Origin of the sequence: Aeromicrobium alkaliterrae, from assembly GCF_039529015.1 — a bacterium.
In the GTDB taxonomy this organism is placed as follows: Bacteria; Actinomycetota; Actinomycetes; order Propionibacteriales; family Nocardioidaceae; genus Aeromicrobium; species Aeromicrobium alkaliterrae.
In genome coordinates this window covers 833818-853122 of the sequence record NZ_BAAAME010000002.1, presented here as the reverse complement: position 1 = coordinate 853122, position 19305 = coordinate 833818, and the positions used below count along the sequence as shown (strand labels likewise).

The following is a 19305-nucleotide window of genomic DNA, read 5'->3' as shown; positions in this document are numbered from 1 at the left end:
CCCCCGGGGCGGTAGGTCAGCCACCTGTGAGCACGCGTCATCGGTGGCTGACCTACCGCCCACCGGGTGGAGGCGGCAAAGGTGGCTCAGCTACCGCCCAGGGGGAGGGGCGGCTCAGTCGATGCGGTAGCCGATGCCGCGCACCGTGCGCACCAGGTCGGCTCCGAGCTTCTTGCGCAGGTACCCGACGTACACGTCGACGACGTTCGATCCGGGGTCGAAGTCGTAGCCCCAGACGTGCGAGAGCAGCTGCTCGCGGGACAGGACCTGGCCGCGGTGCCGCATCAGGACCTCGGCGAGCGACAGCTCCCGTGCCGAGAGCTCGACGTCGCGACCGGCGACCGTGGCGACGCGACGCCGCAGGTCCAGTCCCACGTCGCCCACCTCGATCACGTCGCTCTCGGCCGCACTCGTGCGGCGCAGCCGCAGGCGCACACGGGCGAGCAGCTCGTCGAAGCGGAACGGCTTGGCCATGTAGTCCGCCGCACCACCCTCGAGGGCCGCGACGGTGTCCTGGACGGAGTCGCGAGCCGTCAGGACGATGACCGGCAGGTCGGGACGCTCGGCGGTCAGTCGGTCGAGCACCGCGAAACCGTCCATGCCGGGCAGCCCGATGTCGAGCACCACGAGGTCGAACTCCCCGCTGACGGCGTAGTCCAGGCCGGTGACGCCGTCGCGCACGACCGTGGGGGTGAAGCCGTTGGCCTTGAGCCCCTTGGCCACGAAGGAGGAGATCCGATCCTCGTCCTCGACGATCAGGATGCGCACGCCGCTCACTCTGCCAGAACCCCCAGCGGCCGGGACTGCACCGTCAGCGGCAGCACGAGGGTCAGTCGGGCGCCGACGTCCACGCGGTCGACCCGCACGGTGCCACCGTGGGCCACGGCGATCGCGTGCACGATCGAGAGTCCCAGGCCGAATCCCGCGTCGTCGTCCTCGGCGCGGGCGAACCGCTCGAACAGGGTGTCCGCCACCGCGGGATCGATCCCGGTGCCGGTGTCGCGGACCCACAGCTCGAGCCGGTCGCCGGTGACGGCCGAGCCGATCGCGACGACGTCGTCGACGCCGGTGTGGCGGACCGCGTTGTCGGCGAGCTGCAGCAGGGCCTGGGTGAGGCGCTGCGCGTCGAGCTCGACCGTGACGTCCGCGGTGCCGTCGAGTCGCCAGTCACGGTTGCCGAGACCTCGGGCCCGGTCGAGCACCCCGGCGGTCAGCGCCGCGACGTCGATCGGGGAGCGCCTCACGAAGTCCGGGCGGACCGACCGGGCCAGCATGAGCAGGTCGCCGACGAGGCGGGACATCCGGTCGACCTCGTCGGTCACGAGGGCACGAGTGGCGGCGACGTCGTCGAGATCGTCCGGGTCGAGGACGTCGAGGTGGCCCCGGATGACGGTCAACGGCGTGCGGAGCTCGTGGGCCGCGTCGTCCAGGAGCCGGCGCTGCGCGGCGAATGCCTCCTCCACCCGGTCGAGCATGGCGTTGAACGTCCGCTGGAGCTCGGCGACGTCGTCGTGCCCGACGACCTCCAGACGGGTCCGCAGGTCCTGGGCCGCGACCGACGAGCCGGTGATCGACTGGGCCGTCTCGCGCAGGTCGGTCAGAGGGCGCAGCAGGCGACCGGCGAGGCTGGCCGCGACGGCCGTCACGGCGACCAGGACGACCAGGGCGACGATCGCGTAGGTCGTGAGCAGGGAGCGCAGCTCGGCCCGCGCAGCGGAGACGTCCTGCACCACGACGAACGCGGCCGTCACGGTCCCGTCGGTCACGGGCTGCACCACGAGGCGGTACTCCGTGCCGGCGACGTCGATCGTGCGGGCACCGCCCGTGCCCCGCAGGTCCTCGACGGCGTCCTCGAACGTGTCCGAACCCTGGAGCTCGAGGTCGGCGTCGCCCGTGAACTGCGGGGTGCCCGCGCCCGGGAAGGCCCACAGCGACTCGCGGGCGTCGGGGGCGTTCCGCTCCAGGAACGCGAGCACGACGGCGTCCGGTCCGGTGATGCTGGCGGCCGGGGCCCGCTGGGCGAACCCGCCGAACTCCTCGAGCTCCTGCAGGAGCGAGCGCTCGACGGTGCGGTCGATGCGGCGTGACTCCACGACGTAGAGCGCCAGGCTCACCAGCACGAGCCCGACGATCGTCAGCGCCGCGACCCCGGCGGTGATGCGCGTGCGCACCGTGGCCCGTCGCCACGGCGACCAGGCTGCGCGCGACGGCTCAGTCGTCATCGTCGTCCCCGTCATCGTCGTCGGAGCCCCCGTCGTCGTCATCGTCGTCGCCCGCGACGGGCTGGGGGACGGGTGCGACCGGCTGTGGGGCGGGTGCCGGAGCCGGTGCCGGGTCTGGTGCGGGTGGGGTCGTCGCCGCGGGTGGGACCTGGACGGGCTCGACGGCGAGGTCGCCCGGGGGAGCCAGGACCGCACGGTAGGCCAGCACGGCGAGCACCACGGCCACCGCCACGAGCAGCGCTGCGGAGAGCCGGGGCCTGGACGTCACGCCACCACTGTGCCGCACGGTGACGTGGACCTGCGTGAGCGTTGCATGAGAGTCCTCTCATGCTGCTCGTGCGCGCGAGTGCGCCGGCCGTGAGCCCCGCCTCAGCCGCTCGCGGACAGGGCGGTGTGGCACAGTTCTGCCGTGGCGATCTGGCGGGACGTGAAGGGCGCGGGGGCGGCTCCGTCGACCGCGTCGACCGTCGTCACGATCGGCACCTTCGACGGCGTGCACCTGGGCCACCAGAGCCTGCTCGCCCAGGCCCGCTCGGTCGCGGACGCCTCGGGTGAGCCGGTCGTCGCGGTGACCTTCGACCCGCACCCCGTGTCGGTGTTCGCCCCCGACCGCGCGCCCCGACTGCTGACCGACGTCGAGCGCCGCGTCGAGCTGCTGCTGGCTGGCGGCGCCGACGCCGTCCGCGTCCTCGCCTTCGACCGCGCGATGGCGGCCTGGTCGCCCGACGACTTCGCCCAGCGGGTCCTCGTCGACGACCTGCAGGCCGCGCACGTCGTGGTCGGCGAGAACTTCACCTACGGGAGCAAGGCCGCCGGCGACGTCGCGTGCCTGGCCGACTTCGGGTCGGGCCACGGCTTCGCGGTCGAGTCGGTCGAGCTCGCCGGCGGGTCGGAGGAGTACTCCTCGAGCCTCGTGCGCCGCCTGGTCGGCGAGGGCGACGTGGCGGGCGCAGCCGCCGTGCTCGGCCGGCCGGCCGAGGTCACCGGCACCGTGGTCCACGGCGACCACCGGGGCCGCGAGCTGGGTTACCCGACGGCGAACGTCCCCGTCCCGGCGGGCCTCGCGACGCCGAGCGACGGCGTGTACGCCGCCTGGGTCCTCGACCTGGGCGCCGCGGGGGAGCGTTGGCCCGCAGCCGTCTCGGTGGGCGACAACCCCACGTTCGAGGGCGTCGACCGACGCGTCGAGTCGTTCGTCATCGACCGCACGGGCCTGGACCTGTACGGCCACCGGATCCGGGTCGAGTTCGTCGACCGGCTGCGCGGGATGGAGGCGTTCGACTCCCTCGACTCCCTCGTCGTGCAGATGGCCGCCGACGTCGACCGCGCGCGCCAGATCCTGTCCTGACGGGCGGATTCGACCCGCCACACCTCGCGCTGATAGTCTGAGAGACGCCGTGTACCGGCCGCGGATTCCAGTGCCCCGATGAACATGCCCGGGTGCGCCGCGCTACGACCCCCAGGAGAACACGAATGTCGAAGAAGACTGCTGCGCCCACCGTGGCCGACCTGTCCCGCTCGGAGATCATCGAGCAGTACGCGACCCACGAAGGCGACACCGGCTCTCCTGAGGTCCAGATCGCCCTGCTCACGCAGCGCATCTCGCACCTGACCGGCCACCTGCAGGAGCACAAGCACGACCACCACAGCCGTCGTGGTCTCCTGCTGCTCGTCGGACAGCGTCGCCGTCTGCTCAACTACGTGCAGAACACCGACATCGAGCGCTACCGCGGCCTCATCGAGCGCCTCGGCCTGCGCCGCTGACACGCCACGGGCGGTCGTCCCACCGGGACGGCCGCCCGCGGTGCATCATCGGTGCTGGGCACCGCCCGCACCACCACAACTGAATCTCGCACATCCACGGACGAGGAACAGGCCAGCCGTTCGGTCCTCGGTAGTGGCTCTCGGAGCCGGTCGTCACGACCATGCAGCTCCGCGGGCCTCGATCGAAGACCGGAATTCCCCAAGACGGGGGAAGGCCATCCCGGCCGCTCCGCACGCGCACTGCGCGTCGACGGCGCCCGCCTGGGCCTCGTCCCCACCAGTGGGCTCTGCCCACGGAAGGGACATCCATGACGGATTCCATCCACACTGTCGAGACCGTGATCGACAACGGTCGCTTCGGCACCCGCACGGTCCGCTTCGAGACGGGCCAGCTGGCCCAGCAGGCCGCCGGCGCCGTGTCGGCGTTCCTCGACGACGACACCATGCTGCTGTCGGCCACCACGGCCGGCAAGCACCCCAAGGACCACTTCGACTTCTTCCCCCTGACGATCGACGTCGAGGAGCGGATGTACGCCGCGGGTCGCATCCCGGGCTCGTTCTTCCGCCGCGAGGGTCGCCCGTCCGAGGACGCGATCCTCACGTGTCGCCTGATCGACCGCCCGCTGCGCCCGACCTTCAAGAAGGGCCTGCGCAACGAGGTCCAGGTCGTCATCACGGTCCTGGCGCTCAACCCCGACACGCCGTACGACGTGCTCGCGATCAACGCCGCCTCGGCGTCCACGCAGATCTCCGGCCTGCCGTTCACCGGCCCGGTCGGTGCCACGCGCGTCGCCCTGGTCGACGGCCAGTGGGTCGCGTTCCCGACGCACAGCCAGCTCGAGGAGGCCGTGTTCGACATGGTCGTCGCGGGCCGCATCGCGGGCGACGACGTCGCGATCATGATGGTCGAGGCCGAGTCCACCGAGGTCACCTGGGAGCTCGTCCAGTCGGGCGTCCAGGCCCCGACCGAGGAGATCGTGGCCCAGGGCCTCGACGCCGCCAAGGCCGTCATCAAGCAGCTCTGCGAGGCGCAGGCGCAGCTCGCGTCCACCGCCGCCAAGCCGGTGCGCGACTTCCCGGTCTTCCTCGACTACGAGGACGACGTCTTCGCCGCCGTCGAGGCCGTCGCCAAGGCCCCGCTGGCCGAGGCCGCCCAGATCGCGTTCAAGGCCGACCGCGAGGAGCGCGAGGCCGAGATCAAGGCCGACGTGCTCGAGCAGCTCGGTGCGCAGTTCGAGGGTCGCGAGAAGGAGATCGGTGCGGCCGTCCGCTCGGTCCTGAAGTCGGTCATCCGCGAGCGCGTCCTGCGCGACAAGGTCCGCATCGACGGCCGTGGCCTCGCCGACATCCGTGAGCTCTCGGCCGAGGTCGGCGTCATCCCGCGCGTCCACGGCTCGGCGCTGTTCCAGCGTGGCGAGACCCAGATCCTGGGCGTCACGACGCTGAACATGCTCGACCTCGAGCAGAAGCTCGACACGCTGAGCCCCGAGACCAAGCGTCGCTACATGCACAACTACAACTTCCCGCCGTTCTCGACCGGTGAGACCGGTCGCGTGGGCTCGCCCAAGCGTCGCGAGATCGGTCACGGCGCCCTCGCCGGCCGCGCGCTGCTGCCGGTGCTGCCGTCGCGCGAGGAGTTCCCGTACGCGATCCGTCAGGTCTCCGAGGCGCTCAGCTCGAACGGCTCCACCTCGATGGGCTCGGTCTGCGCCTCGACGCTGGGCCTGCTCAACGCCGGTGTGCCGCTGCGCGCCCCCGTCGCGGGCATCGCGATGGGCCTCATCTCCGGTGAGGTCGACGGCAAGACCGAGTACGTCACGCTGACCGACATCCTGGGAGCCGAGGACGCCTTCGGCGACATGGACTTCAAGGTCGCCGGCACGCGTCAGTTCGTCACGGCCCTGCAGCTCGACACCAAGCTCGACGGCATCCCCGCCGAGGTCCTGGCCGGCGCGCTGACGCAGGCCCGTGAGGCGCGCTTCGCGATCCTGGACGTCATGGCCGAGGCCATCGACGAGCCGGACGAGATGAGCCCGTACGCGCCGCGGATCATCACGATCAAGATCCCGGTCGACAAGATCGGCGAGGTCATCGGGCCCAAGGGCAAGATGATCAACCAGATCCAGGACGACACCGGCGCGAAGATCTCGATCGACGACGACGGCACGGTCTTCGTGGGTGCCGACAACGGCGACGCCGCCGAGGCCGCGCGGTCGGCGATCAACTCGATCGCCAACCCGACGATGCCCGAGGTCGGCGAGCGCTACCTCGGCACCGTCGTCAAGACGGTCGACTTCGGTGCGTTCATCTCGCTGCTCCCGGGCAAGGACGGACTGCTGCACATCAGCAAGCTCCGTGACCTCAACGGCGGCCAGCGCGTGAACAACGTCGAGGACGTCGTCAGCGTCGGCCAGAAGATCCAGGTCGAGATCGCCGAGATCGGCGACCGCGGCAAGCTGTCGCTGATCCCGGTCGTCGACAAGTCCGAGTCCGACGACGAGCCGTGGGCCGACGCCGCCCCCGCCTCGGACGCGCCTTCGGAGGAGTCGGCCGACGCCTGATCGGTCATCCTGCTCACCGGACCCCGGTTCCCCCCTCGTGGGAGCCGGGGTCCGGTGCGTCCGGTGTGGGACGATCGGCCGACCATGAGCCCCCTGGACCTCTTCCGTGAGCGTGCTGCCGCGCTCGACGCCGCCGACCCGCTGGCGCCCTGGCGCGACGAGTTCGTGCTCGATCCCGACGTCGTGGCGTACCTCGACGGCAACTCGCTCGGGCGCCTGCCGCGGCGCACGCAGGAGCGGCTGGCGCGGTTCGTGCGCGAGGAGTGGGGTGGGCGGCTGATCCGTGGCTGGTCCGAGGGCTGGGTCGACCTCCCGGTCGAGGTCGGCGACGCCGTCGGTGCGCTCGTGGGCGCCGGGCCCGGCCAGACCGTGGTGGCCGACTCGACCTCGGTGTGCCTCGCGAAGGCCCTGCACGCCGCGGTCGGTCTCGCCCCCGGCCGGAGCCGGCTGCTGGTGAACGCCGCGGACTTCCCGACCGACCGCTACCTGGCGCGCCGGGTGGCCGTGGACCGCGGCCTCGAGCTCGTCGAGATGAGCCCGTCGGACCCGTCTGGGCTGAACGCCGACGACGTCACCGCGGCGCTCGACGACCGCACCGCGGTCGTGCTGCTGAGCCACGTCGACTACCGCACGGGCTCCCTCCTGGACCTCGAGGAGGTCACGGCGCGGGTGCACGCCGCGGGCGCCGTGGTGGTCTGGGACCTCTGCCACTCGGTCGGCGTCGTCCCGACCGGGCTGGACGCCGCAGGCGTCGACCTCGCGGTCGGCTGCACGTACAAGTACCTCAACGGCGGTCCGGGCGCGCCGGCGTTCCTCTACGCGGCCGCGCGCCACCTGCCGAGCCTCGACCAGCCGCTCCCCGGCTGGTGGAGCGCGGACGACCTGTTCGCGATGGCCGACGAGTACCGGCCCGCCAGCGACGCTCGGCGGATGCTCACCGGCACGCCGCAGGTCGCCGGGCTGCTGGCCGTGCAGGAGGGTGCGGCCCTCGCCGCCGAGGCGGGGATCGAGGAGGCGCGCGAGAAGTCGGAGCAGCTGACGGCGTTCGCGATCGAGGTGCTCGACGCGCTGCGGCTCGAGGTCGTGACCCCGCGAGACCCGGCGCGCCGGGGGAGCCACGTGACGGTGCGCCTGCCCGACGCGCGTGGCGTCACCGAGCGGCTGACGGCGCGGGGCGTCGTCCCGGACTTCCGGGAGCCCGACCTCCTCCGCCTCGGCCTCGCCCCGCTCACGACCAGCTTCGCCGAGCTGCTGACGGGCCTCGAGATCCTCGCGGAGGTGCTGGGGGAGTGATGGACCAGGTCGGCGAATCTCGTTCTATCGTGCATGCATGGCGCTCTCCTTCAATTCGGGGCAGACGCCGGATCTAGTTTCACGGATTCAGGCGGCACTGGACGCTGGAGATGCCGTCGTCATCGTGGAGCGGGGCGATGCTTGGGTTCCCGCACGAAGTTGCGACGATCGACCATTCGTGTTCGGGTGCATTCCCGACCTTGCCGGGCCAGGCTGGGAGCGGGCATTTACCGACGAAGCAGACGCCGAGATTCGAGCGATGTTCGATCCGGATGATGACCTCGGGGTCGACGCACCCAAGAGGTGAACTGGTTTCACGGCTGCCCACCGTGGCCGAGGAGTGATTCGAGAATTCGGGTCACTAGGCTCGGGGTCATGACGCGAGTGGCCGTGATCGGCGCGAACGGACGGATGGGGTCGACCTCGGTGCAGGCGATCGAGGACAGCGCCGACCTGGAGGTCGTGGCGCGCATCGACGTCGGCGACGACCTCGCGGCGATCACCGAGGCCGGAGCCCACGTGGCCCTGGTGTTCTCGACGCCGGACGTCGCGCTGGACCACGTGCGCTGGTGCGTCGAGCACGGGATCCACGCGGTCGTCGGCACCTCCGGCTTCGACGACGCCCGCGTCGCGTCGGTGCGCGAGCTCGGTGCGGAGCACCCCGGCATCGGCGTCCTCGTGGTGCCCAACTTCTCGATCGGCGCGGTCCTGATGATGAAGTTCGCCGAGGTCGCGGCGCCGTTCTTCGAGTCGGTCGAGGTCATCGAGATGCACCACCCCGACAAGGTCGACGCGCCTTCCGGCACGGCCACCCGCACGGCTGAGCTGATCGCCGCCGCCCGCGAGGCCGCCGGCTCCGCACCGCTCCCGGACGCCACCACGGACGATCCCGACGGTGCCCGCGGCGCGAAGGTCGCCGGTGTCCCGGTGCACGCCGTGCGGGCGCGCGGGTTCATCGCCTCGCAGGAGGTCGTCCTCGGCGACACCGGCGAGATCCTGAGCCTGCGCCACGACTCCTCGACCCGCGAGTCCTTCATGCCCGGCGTGCTCACGGCGCTACGCTGGGTCTCCGAGCACCCGGGCGTGACCGTCGGCCTCGACGTCGCCCTCGACCTCTAGCCCGCCCGCCCGTGCTCCACCAGATGTGCGCAGTTCTTCGGCCGGATCGGGCTGTTTCTGCCGAGGAAGTGCGCAGATCTGGTGGGGTCAGGTGACGAGGCGGGTGAGGGCGGTGGCTGCGGCGGCCAGGACCAGCATCGGCAGGAACGCGATCCGCGCCAGGAGGCAGGCCACGGCGACCGCCACGCCCGCCAGCCGCGCGTCGACCACGACCTCGCGGTCCCCGGCCGCGGCCTGAACGGCCACCAGGGCGGCCAGGAGGCCGACCGGGATCAGGGCGGTGGCCCGCACGGTGAGCCGGTGCTCGAGCACGACCGGCGGCACCGAGAGCCCCGCCAGCTTGAGGGCGTAGCAGCCCACGCACACCACGAGCACGCCCCACCAGAGGTCACCCACGGCGCGACCCCCACACCAGGCCCAGGACGACGGCCGAGAGACCGCCGAGGATGATCGGCACGCCCGGGGCCGTGACCGGCACCAGGAGCAGCGCCAGCACGACGCCCACGACGGCGACCCCCCGTGTCAGGGCGGAGTCGAGGCGCGGCCACAGGAGCCCGAGGAACGCCGCCGCGACGGCGCCGTCGAGGCCGATCGCCTCCGGGTCGCCGATCGCCTCACCGGCGATCGCGCCGATCGCGGTCGTCAGGTTCCAGAACACGAAGATCGTGATGCCGGTCCAGTAGAAGCCGAGCCGTGCCTGCTCCGTGGTCGGACGGCTCACGCCCATCGCGGTCGACTCGTCGATCACGAGGTGCGCCGTGGCCCAGCGCCGCCACCCGCTGACCTGTAGGTGCGGCGCCATGCTGATGCCGTAGAAGACGTTGCGTCCGCCCAGCAGCACCGAGGTGAGGGCGCCGGCCAGCGGGGAGCCGCCCGAGGCCACGACCCCGACGAAGGCGAACTGGGAGGCCCCCGTGAAGGCCAGCAGCGACAGGGCGCAGGTCTGCCACACGCTGAGCCCCGCGGCGGGGCCGAGGGCGCCGAACGTCACGCCGTACAGGCCCACGCCCACGCCCACGCCGAGCGAGTCGCGGATCACGGCGCGTCGCGCCGTGCGGTCGTCCGCCTCGCTCATGCGATCGTCGTGTGGAGACGCACCTGCTTGAGCCGAAGACCGTCGGGTGCCTCGAGCTCGCGGTGGGCGCTGTCGGAGGCCCAGCCGCCCGTCGTCAGCAGCAGGCGGGTGGCGTCGTCCCCTGCGGCGACCCAGGCCCGCAGGAGGCCGAAGCCGTCGGCCGCTGCGGTGTCGACCGCGGCCTGCACGAGTCGGGTGCCGTGACCGGCGCGGCGCGCGTCCGGCGTGACGGCCAGGTCGCCCAGCTCCGCGTCGCGGACCTGGTCGGCGTCCGGATCGGTGCCGGGGTGCACGACGGCGAAGCCGACGACCACGCCGTCAGCGGCAGCCACGAGCACGCGGAACCGCGCCTCGGGGGAGTGGGTCAGCGTGCTCCGCCAGCGGTCGGCGTGCTCGTCGAGGTCGCCGAAGGCGTCGGCCAGGCCCTGCTCGTCGGACACGCCGAACATCCCGTCGGCCAGCCAGGTGCGTCGCTGGAGCGCCGCCAGGGTCGCGGCGTCGTCGGGCCAGGCCAGGCGGACGGTGTCGCCTGCTCCCGTGGAGGAGGCGCCGCTCACACGAACGAGTCGATGAGGTCCGACTCCGCGCCCTCGGCGTTGAGCATCGTCTCGGTCATGGAGACGTTGCGCAGCGACGGCCAGATCTCGAACGACATGACGATGAGGCCCGGGAGGCCGGCGATCGCGATGGGCCAGCCACCGGAGTCGGTCACGAACGCGACGACCACGGCGATCAGCATCGGCGCCTCGCACAGGAGGAGCTTGCGCACGGTCTGGGCGGCGAACACGCCGACCGCGGCCGTGCGGTTCTCCTCGGCGTCGGCGGCGGGGTCGAGGGGCTCGGCCGACAGCCAGACACGGTCGGCGAGGATGCCGCCGAGCGCGACGGCGGCCAGGAGTCCGACCCAGACCGCCCAGTGCGGGCGCTCGGCGTCCGTGCCTCCGAGCATCACGAACAGGACGGCGAGGAAGCCTGCCGTCAGCACGATCTGCAGCAGCGCGAAGTTGCGCAGCTCCCGGGGGGTGGCGTCGTACTCGTTCTGGGCCATGGCGAGATCTTCCCACAGTGGTCCCGTGTCGCCCACTGCTCCGGTAGTAACCTCGCAGCATGCAGGCGTACCTGGACCTCGTGCAGCGCATCCTCGACGACGGCGTCGAGAAGGGAGACCGCACCGGTACCGGGACGCGGAGCGTGTTCGGCCACCAGATGCGCTTCGACCTGCGCGAGGGCTTCCCCCTCGTCACGACCAAGAAGATCCACCTCAAGTCGGTCGTCGGCGAGCTGCTGTGGTTCGTCTCCGGCGAGACCAACGTGAAGTGGCTGCAGGACAACGGCATCTCGATCTGGGACGAGTGGGCCGACGAGAACGGCGAGCTCGGCCCGGTCTACGGCCACCAGTGGCGGTCGTGGCCCACGCCGTCGGGCGAGACGATCGACCAGCTGCGGGGCGTCATCGCGGCCCTGCAGTCCGACCCGAACTCGCGCCGGCACATCGTCAGCGCCTGGAACGTGGCCGACCTCGGCGCGATGGCGCTCGCGCCGTGCCACGCGTTCTTCCAGTTCTACGTGACCCCGCAGGAGGACGGCCCGGGCCGCCTGAGCTGCCAGATGTACCAGCGCTCGGCCGACGTCTTCCTCGGCGTCCCCTTCAACATCGCCTCGTACGCGCTCCTGACGCACATGGTCGCCCAGGTGGCGGGCCTCGAGGTGGGCGACTTCGTCCACACGCTCGGCGACGCGCACCTGTACCTCAACCACCTCGACCAGGCGCGCGAGCAGCTCACCCGCGAGCCCCGGGCCCTGCCGCAGCTGCGCCTCGACCCGTCGGTCACCGACATCGACGGCTTCGGCCTGGAGTCCATCGAGGTCGTCGGCTACGACCCGCACCCGCTCATCAAGGCGCCCATCGCCGTATGACCGTCACCCTGGTCGTGGCCATGGGCGCCAATCGCGTCATCGGTGTCGACGGGCAGCTGCCCTGGCGCCTGCCGGAGGACCTGGCCCACTTCAAGCGCATCACCCTGGGCCACCCCATGGTCATGGGCCGCGCCACCTACGACTCGATCGGTCGACCCCTCCCCGGGCGCACCACGATCGTGGTCACCCGGCAGGCCGAGTGGTCGGCCGAGGGCGTCGAGGTGGCGCACTCGCTCGACGACGCGCTGGCGCGGGCGCACGAGCTCGACGACGAGGTCTTCCTGGTCGGTGGTGCGCAGGTGTATGCCGAGGCGCTCGAGCGTGGTCTGGTCGACGTCCTGGTGGTCACCCGCGTGTCTCAGTCGCCCCAGGGCGACGCGTCCTTCCCGGAGATCGACTGGCAGGCCTGGCACGAGGTGGGCTCGGTACCGCACGCCGGCTTCGAGATCGTCACCTACGAGCGCGGCTGACCCTCAGCTCAGCAGCGCCAGCTGGCGGCTGGTCGCGACGAGGCGCCCCTCGGTGTCCCAGAGACGCACGTCCTCGTCGTGGAACCCGTCGACGATCCGCCGGGTCACGACCTCCATCAGGACCCAGTCGGACGTGAACCGGCGCCAGAAGTGCACCGTGAGCTGGATCGTCGCCGACGCGATCTGGCCCAGCTCGGCGGCGACGGGCGGATAGGCGTCGACGATCGCCCCGGCGGCGAAGGCGTCGACCGGGCGCTCGTCGACTGGCCGGATCCAGAAGGCCGCCTCGGGCCGACCCGAGGGCGTGCCGGCGAGCCACCCGGGCACCGCGGCGTGGCGGGTCGTGTAGCGGTCGGCGATCGGGATGGTGCCGGCCGGCCAGCCCTCCATCGGGTCGATGCCGTCGGCCGGTGCGGGCACGGCGGGAGCGACGTCGTCGTCGTGCTGCTGGTCGCCGGCGAGGTCGGCGTCGTGCAGGCTCACGACGGCGTGCGTGATCGGCGAGCCGGCCTGGCTCAGCACCACGGTGTAGGTCGCGACCCGACGTCCCTCGCGCACGGGGGTGACGGTGAGCTCGGCCGGGCCGGGGGTCGTCGGCTTGAGATACGTCACCGCGACCGAGAGTGGATCGGGCTTGTCGGACTCCTCCAGGGCGGCCCGCAGGAGGATCGCCAGCAGGTAGCCGCCGTTCGCCGTCCCGGCCGGGGTGTTCCATGCGTCCGTCAGCTCGACGGAGCGGGTCCCGGGGCCGGTGGAGACGGAGTTCGTCGCCGCATCGAGCTCGAAGGTCATGGCACCATCCTGCACGGCGCGGCTGGCGACGGGAGCCCGGCCACCTCGCGATAACCTGGCGGCATGACGTCACCGCTCGCCACTCCAGGTGCGCCCTTCGGGCGTGTGCTCACCGCGATGGTCACGCCGTTCACCGACGACGGCGCCCTGGACCTCGACGGTGCCCAGAAGCTCGCCAGCCACTTGGTGGACGCGGGCAACGACGGTCTGGTCGTCTCGGGCACCACGGGCGAGTCGCCCACCACGACCGGCGAGGAGGACGGCCGACTGCTGGCCGCCGTGCTCGAGGCCGTCGGTGACCGCGCCACCGTCGTCGCGGGGGTCGGCACGAACGACACGCGTCACTCCGTCGAGCTGGCCCAGGCCGCCACGGCGATCGGCGCGCACGGCCTGCTGTTGGTGACGCCGTACTACTCCAAGCCGCCGCAGGCCGGCATCATCGGCCACGTCGACGCGGTGATCGCTGCTGCCGGTGACGTCCCGGTGATGCTGTACGACATCCCGGGCCGCACCGGCACCGAGCTGTCGCGCGAGACCTACCTCGCGATGAACGACCGCCCGACCGTCACGGCGGTCAAGGACGCCGTGGGCGACCTGCACCGCGGTGCCTGGATCCTCGACAACACCGACCTCGCGCTGTACTCCGGCGACGACGTGCTGAACCTGGGCTGGCTCGCGGTCGGTGCCGCGGGCGTCGTGAGCGTCGTGGGACACGTCGCCGCCGCTCAGTACAAGGCCATGGTCGAGGCGGTCGACGCCGGCGACCTCGCCACCGCCCGGCGCATCGATCGCGACCTCATCGGTCTCGTCGCTGCGCTCATGGGCCAGACCCAGGGTGCGATCGCGGCGAAGGCCGCGGTCCACGAGCTGGGCCTCATCAGTTCACCCCGGGTGCGCCTGCCGCTGTCGCAGGCCACCGACCAGCAGGTCGCGGTCATCCGCGCCGCAATCAAGGACTACTCGGCATGAGCCACTTGCACTCCGAACTGCCCACCCCGCCGCCGCTGCCGGAAGGTGCTCTGCGCGTCTTCGCGCTCGGTGGCCTCGGCGAGGTCGGCCGCAACATGACCGTGTTCGAGTACGGCGGCAAGCTGCTGATCGTCGACTGCGGCGTGCTGTTCCCCGACGAGCACCACCCGGGCGTCGACCTGATCCTGCCGGACTTCCAGCCGATCCGTCACCGTCTGGACGACATCGTGGCGATCGTGCTGACGCACGGTCACGAGGACCACATCGGCGCGGTCCCGTACCTGCTGCGCGAGCGGGGCGACATCCCCGTCGTGGGGTCGCAGCTGACGCTGGCGCTGGTGGCCCCGAAGCTCAAGGAGCACCGTCTGAAGGAGGTGCCCCGCCACATCGTCAAGGAGGGCGACACCCTCGAGCTCGGTCCGTTCTCGACCGAGTTCGTGGCGGTCAACCACTCGATCCCCGACGCGCTCGCCGTCGCGATCACGACGCCGGCCGGCGTCGCGCTCCACACCGGCGACTTCAAGATGGACCAGCTGCCGCTCGACGGCCGCATCACCGACCTGCGCGCGTTCGCGCGCCTCGGCGAGGCTGGCGTCGACCTGTTCCTGACCGACTCGACCAACGCCGAGGTGCCCGGCTTCACGACGTCGGAGCGCAACATCACCCCGGCGATCGACGCGGTCTTCGCCAGCAGCCAGAAGCGCATCATCGTCGCCTCGTTCGCCTCGCACGTGCACCGTGTCCAGCAGGTGCTCGACGCCGCCGCCAAGCACGGCCGCAAGGTCGCCTACGTCGGTCGCTCGATGGTGCGCAACATGCAGATCGCGCGCGACCTCGGCTACCTCCACGTGCCCGACGGCGTGGTCGTCGACAAGATCGACGCCGCCCCGCCCGAGAAGATGGTGCTGATGTCGACCGGCTCGCAGGGCGAGCCCATGGCGGCCCTGTCGCGCATGGCGAACAAGAGCCACCAGCAGGTCGAGCTCGAGCCCGGCGACACGGTCCTGATGGCGTCGTCGGTCATCCCCGGCAACGAGAACTCGATCTCCCGGGTCATCGACGGCCTGACCAAGCTCGGCGCCACCGTCGTGCACAAGGGCAACGCGCTGGTGCACGTCTCGGGTCACGCCTCGGCCGGCGAGCTCCTGTACTGCTACAACGTCGTCCAGCCGACCAACGTGATGCCGGTGCACGGCGAGATCCGCCACCTGCACGCCAACGGCGCCCTGGCGCGCAAGACCGGCGTCCCGAACGTGCTCCTGGCCGAGGACGGCTACGTCATCGACCTCGTCGACGGCCACGCCTCGATCACGGGTGCGTTCGACTGCGGCTACGTGTACGTCGACGGGTCCTCGATCGGCGACATCTCCGACTCCGACCTCAAGGACCGCCGCGTCCTGGGGGAGGAGGGCTTCATCTCGGTCGTCGTGGTGGTCGACTCCACCAACGGCAAGATCATCACGGGTCCGGAGATCCACGCGCGCGGCATCGCCGAGGACGACAGCGTCTTCGACGGCATCACGCCCAAGATCGTGCGTGCCCTCGAGGACGCCCTGTCGGAGGGCACGCGCGACTCGCGCCAGCTCCAGCAGGTCATCCGCCGCACCCTCGGCTCGTTCGCCGGGCGCACGCTGCGGCGTCGCCCGATGATCGTGCCGATCGTCATCGAGACCTGAGCCGCCCCCACCCCGGGTCCGTCACCCGGGGTGCCGATTGTCACGGCGCCGACCCCGTCGGGAAACGGCGTCGAAACACGCCGCCCGCACGCTGAACCGGTGAACGCAGGCAACGTGGTGCGAGAACTCGGGGGAGCCGCATCGTCTGCGTGGACGGGGGAGCAGACGTGGTGAGTCGTGTCCTGATCGTCGGCTCGTCGGGCACGCACAGCGCCGACGGACGCGCCAACGTGTCGCGGCTGATCAACGCCGTGCGCCGGGAGGCGCACGGGCTCGACGTGGCCGACGGCTACGTCGACCAGCAGTCGCCGACGCTCGCCGAGGTCGTCCGCACGACCGCAGGCCCGCGCGCCATCGTGCCGCTGCTGCTGACCCGCGACCCGCTCCCGCTGCGCGCCATGGTCGCTGCCGCGCGCCAGGACCCCTCGGTGTCGGTCACCGCCCCGATCGGTCCGGACTGGGTCCTGGCCGAGATCGGCGTCCAGCGCCTGATGGAGGCGGGAGCGCGTCCCGACGACACGATCGTGCTCGCGGCTGACGCCGTGACCGACGAGGCGGCCGTCGAGGACGTCAGCAAGGCCGCCCGCCTGCTGAGCGCGGTGTGGGGCGGTCGGGTGCACGTCGGGACGCTGGCAGGACTCGACGCCGACCTCGGCGACGCGATCGACGTGGCCCGCGCGTACGGCAAGCGCGTCGTCGTGAGCTCGTACGTGCTGACGTCCGGCGTCGCGCACGACCAGATGCTGCTCTGCGGCGCTGACGTCGTCACCGCCCCGCTCGTGCCGCCGGGTGCGCCCGACCAGCGTCTCGTGGGCCTCGTGCTGGCTCGTGCGCGCTCCCGCTCGGGGTGGCTGTCCGCCGACGACGGCGAGCACCGCGCCGCCCACGGGTGACCTGCGCCACGCAGGAGTTCAGGGCCCCAATCCTGAGAAAGTCTCGAGTTCTCCTTTAGGCTGACGCCATGGCGACCCGCACGACTTCCCCGCCGCGCAAGCGGCCGTCCGGATCCCAGGCCCGCAGCCGTGCGAACGGCGGTCGGAGCCCGGCCCGCAAACCCACCACCCGACGACCCGCCCCGAAGAAGACGGGCGGGTCGAGCAGTGGTGCCTCCGGAGGCGGCCTCGCCGCGCTCGTGAACGGGATCGGGCGGATGCTCCGCGCGATCTGGCTCGGCGTCGCCACGGCCGTCGGCGCGATCGCGCGCTCGATCGGCAGCAGCGCCCGGGACCTCGATCCCGCGCTGCGCCGCGACGGCGTGGGGCTGGCGATCGTCGGCATCGCGATCGTCGCCGCCGCGTCGACCTGGTGGCAGATCCCCGGCCCCGTCGGCCGCGGCGTGCGCCAGATCTGCGAGGGCAGCGTCGGCGTGCTCGCCGGTGCCGTCCCGATCCTGTTCGGCGTCATCGCCTGGCGGACGCTGCGTCATCCCGAGGCCCAGGGCCCGGCGGGCCGGCAGCTCATCGCGTGGATCGCGGTCGTCGGTGGCGTGCTCGGTCTCGTCCACCTGGCGCACGGCGTGCCGCGCCCCAACGACATGGCGGCGGTCCGCGAGGCCGGCGGCGCCATCGGCTACCTGTTCTCCGCGGTTCTGATCGACCTGCTGAAGACCCCGTTCGTCGTCGCGCCGCTGCTGGTGCTCGTCGTGGCCTTCGGCGTCCTGATCCTCAGCAACACGCCCGTGCACGCCGTGCCGGCGCGCCTGCAGGCGCTGCGCGACACCGTCCTGCGACGCAAGCCCGAGCCCGAGGTCGAGGAGGACGCCTCCCCGCGTCGTCACCCGCGGACGGTGCTGCCCGAGGAGGAGCCCTACGAGGACCCGATCGTGCCCGACCCCGAGCTCGCCGAGGAGCCGGTCGTGCCCAAGGGCTCGCGCCGTCCCGGCCCCGAGCCGGTCGAGGACGTCGTCGACGACGAGCCCGTCGAGGTGCCGCCGATGGAGCCGCTGCCCGCCCGGGCGGAGCAGCTCGAGCTCGCCGGCGACATCGTCTACTCCCTGCCCGACAGCACCGTGCTGCGCGAGGGCACCCCGCACAAGGCGCGCAGCAAGGCGTCCGACGACGTCGTGGGCCGCCTGACGGAGGTGCTCGAGCAGTTCAAGATCGACGCGACCGTCACGGGCTACACGCGCGGCCCGACCGTGACCCGCTACGAGGTCGAGCTGGGCCCCGCGGTCAAGGTCGAGAAGGTCACGGCGCTGAGCAAGAACATCGCCTACGCGGTCGCCTCGAACGAGGTCCGCATCCTCAGCCCGATCCCCGGCAAGTCCGCGATCGGCGTCGAGATCCCCAACGCCGACAAGGAGATGGTCAGCCTCGGTGACGTGCTGCGCTCCGCGAAGGCGCGCGGCGACCACCACCCGATGGTCGTTGGCCTCGGCAAGGACGTCGAGGGCGGCTACGTCGTGGCCAACCTCGCCAAGATGCCGCACCTCCTGGTCGCCGGTGCCACGGGCTCCGGCAAGTCCAGCTTCGTGAACTCGATGATCTCCTCGATCCTCATGCGCACGACGCCCGACGAGGTCCGGATGATCCTGGTCGACCCCAAGCGGGTCGAGCTGACGGCGTACGAGGGCATCCCGCACCTCATCACGCCGATCATCACCAACCCCAAGAAGGCCGCCGAGGCGCTGCAGTGGGTCGTGCGCGAGATGGACCTGCGCTACGACGACCTGTCGGCCTACGGCTTCCGCCACGTCGACGACTTCAACAAGGCCGTCCGCTCCGGGGCGGTCAAGCCGCTGCCCGGCAGCGAGCGCGTCCTGGCGCCGTACCCGTACCTGCTCGTCGTGGTCGACGAGCTCGCCGACCTCATGATGGTCGCCCCGCGCGACGTCGAGGACTCGATCGTCCGCATCACGCAGCTCGCGCGCGCTGCGGGCATCCACCTGGTGCTGGCGACCCAGCGTCCGTCGGTCGACGTCGTGACCGGCCTGATCAAGGCCAACGTGCCCAGCCGGCTCGCGTTCGCCACGAGCTCCCTGGCCGACAGCCGTGTCATCCTCGACCAGCCCGGCGCGGAGAAGCTCGTCGGGCAGGGCGACGGCCTGTTCCTGCCGATGGGGCACAGCAAGGCGATGCGCATGCAGGGAGCGTGGATCACCGAGCAGGAGATCGTGGCGGTCGTCGACCACTGCAAGACCCAGCTCGAGCCCTCGTACCGCGAGGACGTCACGGCCGTGCAGCAGAGCAAGCGCGAGCTCGACGACGACATCGGCGACGACCTCGACCTCGTGATGCAGGCCGTCGAGCTCGTGGTCAACACGCAGTTCGGCTCGACCTCGATGCTGCAGCGCAAGCTGCGGGTCGGCTTCGCGAAGGCGGGGCGACTCATGGACATCATGGAGAGCCGCGGCATCGTGGGCCCGAGCGAGGGCTCGAAGGCCCGTGACGTGCTGATCAAGCCCGACGAGCTCGACCAGGTCCTCGCCACGATCGGCGCGGAGTGACG

The 19305-nt window shown here is 71.7% G+C and carries 20 protein-coding genes; 12 read left to right on the top strand and 8 right to left on the bottom strand.

Translation table 11 applies throughout. The annotated features are described in order from the left end of the window. Window positions 1–114: 114 nt before the first annotated feature. The 3 genes from ABD127_RS05360 to ABD127_RS05350 are packed head-to-tail and all read right to left on the bottom strand — an operon-like array spanning window position 115 to window position 2490. Window positions 115–768: a response regulator transcription factor gene (locus tag ABD127_RS05360; protein WP_344198502.1), complete on the bottom strand. Its 654-nt coding sequence runs from the start codon at window positions 766–768 to the stop codon at window positions 115–117. Window positions 769–773: 5 nt separating this feature from the next. Then, window positions 774–2222 (bottom strand): sensor histidine kinase, encoded by a 1449-nt coding sequence (locus ABD127_RS05355; protein WP_344198500.1) that lies wholly within the window; start codon window positions 2220–2222, stop codon window positions 774–776. Beyond that, entirely contained in the window at window positions 2212–2490 is a 279-nt protein-coding gene (locus ABD127_RS05350; protein ID WP_344198498.1) for a hypothetical protein, read from the bottom strand. Before ABD127_RS05350 ends, ABD127_RS05355 begins: the two co-directional genes overlap by 11 nt. Before the next feature lie 141 nt (window positions 2491–2631). On the opposite strand from ABD127_RS05350, the gene ABD127_RS05345 reads away from it, so the two are divergent. From ABD127_RS05345 to dapB, 6 genes are all read left to right on the top strand, one after another. Beyond that, on the top strand, window positions 2632–3570 hold the full coding sequence (locus tag ABD127_RS05345) for a bifunctional riboflavin kinase/FAD synthetase (protein ID WP_344198496.1): 939 nt from the start codon (window positions 2632–2634) through the stop codon (window positions 3568–3570). 125 nt (window positions 3571–3695) lie between these two features. Continuing rightward, on the top strand, window positions 3696–3986 hold the full coding sequence (rpsO, locus tag ABD127_RS05340; RefSeq protein ID WP_344198494.1) for a 30S ribosomal protein S15: 291 nt from the start codon (window positions 3696–3698) through the stop codon (window positions 3984–3986). Between the two features lie 308 nt (window positions 3987–4294). Continuing rightward, window positions 4295–6547, top strand: a complete 2253-nt coding sequence (locus tag ABD127_RS05335; RefSeq protein WP_344198492.1) for a polyribonucleotide nucleotidyltransferase — start codon at window positions 4295–4297, stop codon at window positions 6545–6547. 84 nt (window positions 6548–6631) lie between these two features. After that, a complete protein-coding gene (kynU, locus tag ABD127_RS05330) occupies window positions 6632–7840 on the top strand; it encodes a kynureninase (RefSeq protein WP_344198490.1) in 1209 nt (402 codons plus the stop codon). A gap of 37 nt (window positions 7841–7877) precedes the next feature. Next, window positions 7878–8147 (top strand): hypothetical protein, encoded by a 270-nt coding sequence (locus tag ABD127_RS05325; RefSeq protein WP_344198488.1) that lies wholly within the window; start codon window positions 7878–7880, stop codon window positions 8145–8147. Between the two features lie 68 nt (window positions 8148–8215). Next, window positions 8216–8959 carry a 4-hydroxy-tetrahydrodipicolinate reductase gene (gene dapB / locus ABD127_RS05320; protein WP_344198486.1) on the top strand — a complete coding sequence of 248 codons (744 nt, stop codon included), beginning with the start codon at window positions 8216–8218 and terminating at the stop codon, window positions 8957–8959. An 87-nt stretch (window positions 8960–9046) separates the two neighbouring features. On the opposite strand, the gene ABD127_RS05315 is transcribed toward dapB, so the two are convergent. Genes ABD127_RS05315 through ABD127_RS05300 form a run of 4 tightly spaced genes read right to left on the bottom strand, consistent with a single transcriptional unit; the run spans window position 9047 to window position 11082 of the window. Further along, window positions 9047–9355, bottom strand: a complete 309-nt coding sequence (locus ABD127_RS05315) for an AzlD domain-containing protein (protein ID WP_344198484.1) — start codon at window positions 9353–9355, stop codon at window positions 9047–9049. Beyond that, entirely contained in the window at window positions 9348–10034 is a 687-nt protein-coding gene (locus ABD127_RS05310) for an AzlC family ABC transporter permease (protein ID WP_344198482.1), read from the bottom strand. The genes ABD127_RS05315 and ABD127_RS05310 overlap by 8 nt, the downstream gene beginning before the upstream one ends. Continuing rightward, complete coding sequence (locus tag ABD127_RS05305; protein ID WP_344198480.1) at window positions 10031–10591, bottom strand: GNAT family N-acetyltransferase; 561 nt, start codon at window positions 10589–10591, stop codon at window positions 10031–10033. The genes ABD127_RS05310 and ABD127_RS05305 overlap by 4 nt, the downstream gene beginning before the upstream one ends. Beyond that, window positions 10588–11082, bottom strand: coding sequence for a hypothetical protein (locus ABD127_RS05300; protein WP_344198478.1), 495 nt, complete (start codon window positions 11080–11082; stop codon window positions 10588–10590). The genes ABD127_RS05305 and ABD127_RS05300 overlap by 4 nt, the downstream gene beginning before the upstream one ends. A gap of 59 nt (window positions 11083–11141) precedes the next feature. Here ABD127_RS05300 and ABD127_RS05295 point away from each other — a divergent pair, with 59 nt between their 5' ends. Further along, on the top strand, window positions 11142–11951 hold the full coding sequence (locus tag ABD127_RS05295) for a thymidylate synthase (RefSeq protein ID WP_344198476.1): 810 nt from the start codon (window positions 11142–11144) through the stop codon (window positions 11949–11951). After that, window positions 11948–12421: a dihydrofolate reductase gene (locus ABD127_RS05290; RefSeq protein ID WP_344198474.1), complete on the top strand. Its 474-nt coding sequence runs from the start codon at window positions 11948–11950 to the stop codon at window positions 12419–12421. The genes ABD127_RS05295 and ABD127_RS05290 overlap by 4 nt, the downstream gene beginning before the upstream one ends. A 3-nt stretch (window positions 12422–12424) precedes the next feature. Here ABD127_RS05290 and ABD127_RS05285 read toward each other — a convergent pair whose 3' ends face one another. Next, the gene (locus tag ABD127_RS05285; protein ID WP_344198472.1) at window positions 12425–13213 is read right to left on the bottom strand and encodes a thioesterase family protein; all 789 of its coding nucleotides are present in this window, start codon (window positions 13211–13213) and stop codon (window positions 12425–12427) included. A 63-nt stretch (window positions 13214–13276) separates the two neighbouring features. Between ABD127_RS05285 and dapA the strand changes: the two genes are divergently transcribed. The 4 genes from dapA (at window position 13277) to ABD127_RS05265 (ending at window position 19303) form a co-directional block, all read left to right on the top strand. Further along, window positions 13277–14182, top strand: coding sequence for a 4-hydroxy-tetrahydrodipicolinate synthase (gene dapA / locus ABD127_RS05280; RefSeq protein ID WP_344198470.1), 906 nt, complete (start codon window positions 13277–13279; stop codon window positions 14180–14182). Beyond that, complete coding sequence (locus ABD127_RS05275) at window positions 14179–15858, top strand: ribonuclease J (protein ID WP_344198468.1); 1680 nt, start codon at window positions 14179–14181, stop codon at window positions 15856–15858. The genes dapA and ABD127_RS05275 overlap by 4 nt, the downstream gene beginning before the upstream one ends. A 170-nt stretch (window positions 15859–16028) precedes the next feature. Next, a complete protein-coding gene (locus ABD127_RS05270) occupies window positions 16029–16751 on the top strand; it encodes a sirohydrochlorin chelatase (RefSeq protein WP_344198466.1) in 723 nt (240 codons plus the stop codon). A gap of 68 nt (window positions 16752–16819) precedes the next feature. After that, window positions 16820–19303, top strand: a complete 2484-nt coding sequence (locus ABD127_RS05265) for an FtsK/SpoIIIE family DNA translocase (protein WP_344198464.1) — start codon at window positions 16820–16822, stop codon at window positions 19301–19303. Window positions 19304–19305 lie beyond the last annotated feature (2 nt).